The organism is Alphaproteobacteria bacterium, from assembly GCA_025800285.1.
In the GTDB taxonomy this organism is placed as follows: Bacteria; Pseudomonadota; Alphaproteobacteria; order JAOXRX01; family JAOXRX01; genus JAOXRX01.
This window is the reverse complement of the sequence record JAOXRX010000060.1, coordinates 1-3,520: the sequence shown is the minus strand read 5'-3', so window position 1 is coordinate 3,520 and position 3,520 is coordinate 1. Positions and strand designations below refer to the sequence as shown.

At 30.3% G+C, this 3,520-nt stretch carries 5 protein-coding genes; 1 reads left to right on the top strand and 4 read right to left on the bottom strand.

Annotated features, from left to right (window positions below):
• Positions 1 to 131: 131 nt before the first annotated feature.
• The 4 genes from OIF36_03150 to OIF36_03135 form a co-directional block, all read right to left on the bottom strand.
• Complete coding sequence (locus OIF36_03150; GenBank protein ID MCV6599460.1) at positions 132 to 893, bottom strand: hypothetical protein; 762 nt, start codon at positions 891 to 893, stop codon at positions 132 to 134.
• 421 nt (positions 894 to 1,314) lie between these two features.
• On the bottom strand, positions 1,315 to 2,295 hold the full coding sequence (locus tag OIF36_03145) for a caspase family protein (protein ID MCV6599459.1): 981 nt from the start codon (positions 2,293 to 2,295) through the stop codon (positions 1,315 to 1,317).
• Positions 2,296 to 2,327: 32 nt separating this feature from the next.
• Positions 2,328 to 2,768 (bottom strand): caspase family protein, encoded by a 441-nt coding sequence (locus OIF36_03140; protein ID MCV6599458.1) that lies wholly within the window; start codon positions 2,766 to 2,768, stop codon positions 2,328 to 2,330.
• Between the two features lie 39 nt (positions 2,769 to 2,807).
• Entirely contained in the window at positions 2,808 to 3,029 is a 222-nt protein-coding gene (locus OIF36_03135) for a PC4/YdbC family ssDNA-binding protein (protein ID MCV6599457.1), read from the bottom strand.
• Between the two features lie 157 nt (positions 3,030 to 3,186).
• Here OIF36_03135 and OIF36_03130 point away from each other — a divergent pair.
• Positions 3,187 to 3,520, top strand: a 334-nt coding sequence (locus OIF36_03130; protein MCV6599456.1) for a helix-turn-helix domain-containing protein, incomplete at its 3' end; no start/stop codon positions are given.

The window sequence follows — 3,520 nt, the reverse complement described above, 5'->3', positions numbered from 1 at the left end:
AAAATCAATTTTTTTAGTTAATTTAGGTTCATTATACATGGTTTTATGCTATTTGAATAGTATCTATGGCATAAATAAACGGATGTTAATATTGCAATTACAATGGTGATGGAAAAACGGAACTTACTTTTTCATTCAACCAATTTCTCTGAGTAAAGAATCTTTAACGCCTCAAAATCATTTTTATTACTTTCCTTAAACAAAGTTATTACATCTTCTTCTCTACTTAAAAAATCATTGAACTTCATTTTATGTTCGGATACTATATTTTCTGCTGCTATTTGATTTTCTTTCATTTTATTGCTTAACTCAATGAAATTACTTGAATTTATAGCTATTTCCTCTTTAAGAGAATCAATAAGCAAGTCATATTCAATTCTCATGTTTTCTACTATTTTATCATTGTTTAATGGGTATTCATTAGTCAATGCAATAAAAAAACCATTCTTTTGCACTTCACCATTAGGTAAAGATTTATTCATAAAAAAATCTATGGCTCCAATTAGTAGAGGCGTGCTCTGGCTTGCTAATTTTTTTATCAGCTCTGCTTGTGAACTATCACGTGTTATGTTTTCAGCATTAATTAAATTGAACTTTCCGATTGCGACCGTTATAACATCTTCAGCATGTTTCACGATACTATCTATATACTCATATCTAATTTTTTGCTTTATTTTATCCAACGCATATTTTAACTCTCTATACTTTTTTACAGTGCTGAAATTATTCAAGTAACTGTATTCAACCCAAAAATAATGCTCAGATTGAACAAACTGATACAAATCCTCAAATCTTTTAAATGATTTTATCTCATTACCTCTAAATCTTAACGTCGCATTAAAGTTACTGAACATCTTGTTAAACTCATTTGTTTCTTTTAGTATTATCTTCATTTCTCATTCCCTTAAAACTTTTATATTTTTTCCTTATTACATTTAATTATATCAAGAAACAAGACATGTTACGATAGTTTTCAATAATTTACTTATTTATGAATTTATCATTTATCAATTAAGGAATAATTCAAACTTCAGTTAATTGGATTAAAATATTCGATTAACATCTAAATAACTGGTTTACTACCTATTTACACAATTAATGGCACAAGTATTTTCTATCATACATGATTGATAGTTGATAGTGAACTTAAAACTTCAGACATTTAAATTATCATCGGAAGTTTGGCAGTAATTATTACTATTTTATTATATTACAATCGTAGTAACTAAGTTGCTTCAACGACAGTTTACAAACAGTCTTCACATGTGTGGAGTGTTGCTGACTACCTAACACTTCTTCTGATTAATTGAATTTTTAATTCACATAGTTCATTAGTTTAAAGAAATGTGGTGCATGTATATACTCATCATCATTAAATCCATGGTTAGTTATCTGCATTTTACTTATTGGACATGCTAGCATCTTTGACAGTTTCACTTCTAGTTCCTCATATTTCTTACGTCCAATATCCCAGCTAGATTCATAATCAAATAATTCATCTTCATCATCATAAAGTACATTCTGGCCATTATAGAAAACTTTACTAAGCACCTTTTCATCATCCTGGTAGTTTTCAAAATATAAATCAATAATAAATGATTCATTTCCAGGCAAAAATATCACCTTTTCTTCGTTAGGTAGTAAAGTATATCTAATAAACTTTTTACTTTCTTCAAACATAACTTTATCGCTAACTCGTAAAACTTTCTCAAAACATTCTGTTTTTAGCCTCTTTCGTATCTTCCCCAGAGAACTGAAGTAAATTTCATACAACATTCCATTCAAAATATGAAATGCAGCTTCGCCATCCAATAATTTAAGTTCAACATATAAATCATTAATATACTCCACCGCTGCACTAGCCTTTCCACAAGCCGCTTGATATATGTTTCTACCTAGAACAAAAATTGAATCAATTTTGAAATCTGTTAAATCAATCTTTCTAACTTTAGAAATAGCCGGATTTTGTACATACCAATTATGACTTTTTAGACTCTCAATAATTTCACCCAGTTTATTATCCTCAATAGAAAATCTAGAGTCTACTAGAGCATTTTTTGAGTATTTTATAGAATACTCTCCTGAAACATATCCATAATTGAAACAAAACTCCCCTATCAATGACATATGTTCCCATGATGTTTGCTTACCATTTGTTTTTATATTGAGTGAATTCCTAACTCTTTTAAACAAATCCTCTATACTTAAATCTGGCGTTTTAATGTGTGCTAATAAAACCTCAGTATACGATCCATTTCTACCTTCACCATCTTCTGCTTTTTCTCCTGGTGACATAGCAAAAGCAATAATAGAACCTTTGGGAGCATTTATAGGAGCAAATGTAGTAGTTGCTTCACCACGAAACGATCCACCAAAGGATTATTCCTGCAAGCGTCCAAAATTATTATTTTTGTTCTAGCCTCACAATTATCAAACATCTCCAAAATACTATTGAGTTCAAATGATGTTCTTTTAAGAGAATATATATCACTGCTCGCAGTATCTATAGTAGCTAAATAGTTCCTGCCTTCAACTTGAAATCCATGACCTGCAAAGTAAAACAAAACAACATCAGCCTCTTCAATATTCTCTTTAAATGATGCAACTACAGAGTCCATCTCTTCAATCACAATGTTTTCAGCGATTGTAGTTTCGAATCCAAATTCACTTAAAACATAAGCAATATCAATTGTATCATTTACAGGATTTTTTAACTTTTCCATACATTCGTATTCCGAATTTCCAACTACTAGTGCATTTTTTATCATATTATCCACCAACTTTTTCTTATTTAGCTATAGCAAATACTATTTTTCCATTTCATCTATAAAAGCACTTAAACTTATAAGTTCATCTTTTGACAGTGTCACACCTTTCCCCATCTTCTCGTGATTTTCATCCCAATCACGGATATCATAGTTAGGTTCACGCTCATTCCAACTTATCAGATTTAGTTCCTTTTTCCAGCCTTTATTGTTTTCTGATAAAACACCAATATGCTCTACTATTTCATATTTGATTCCAGTCATAATTGCTCTCCTTCTAACTATTTACTAGAATGAATTTTTAAGTTCCGTTTTTCAGCACCAAACGGAACTTAGTGTTACAGAGGACGGAACTTACTCCTGCAAAGAATATGAACTATACTAATATAGATGTCTATCCTGTAAAACAGGAGAACAAACTGTGTTAAATAAAACAACTAATAAAGGAAAACACTTAACTGTTGACGAAAGAAAGATTATTGAAACTGCATTAACAGAAGACTACCCTCTTAAGGAGATGGCAAGGAGATTAGATAAAGATCCACGGACTATATCAAAAGAGATAAAAAGGAATCGAACATTTAAAGCCAGCCGCTCTGAGTATAAAGGTGGTTGTGTTAATCGAAGAACATGTCATGTAAAACATATCTGTAGTGATGCTTGTAATAAACTTTGCAAAAACTGTATCGATTTAAATTGCATGCAAAAATGCTCTGAGTTCAAGTCTAAATCATGTATTAAATCAAATAAGTTTC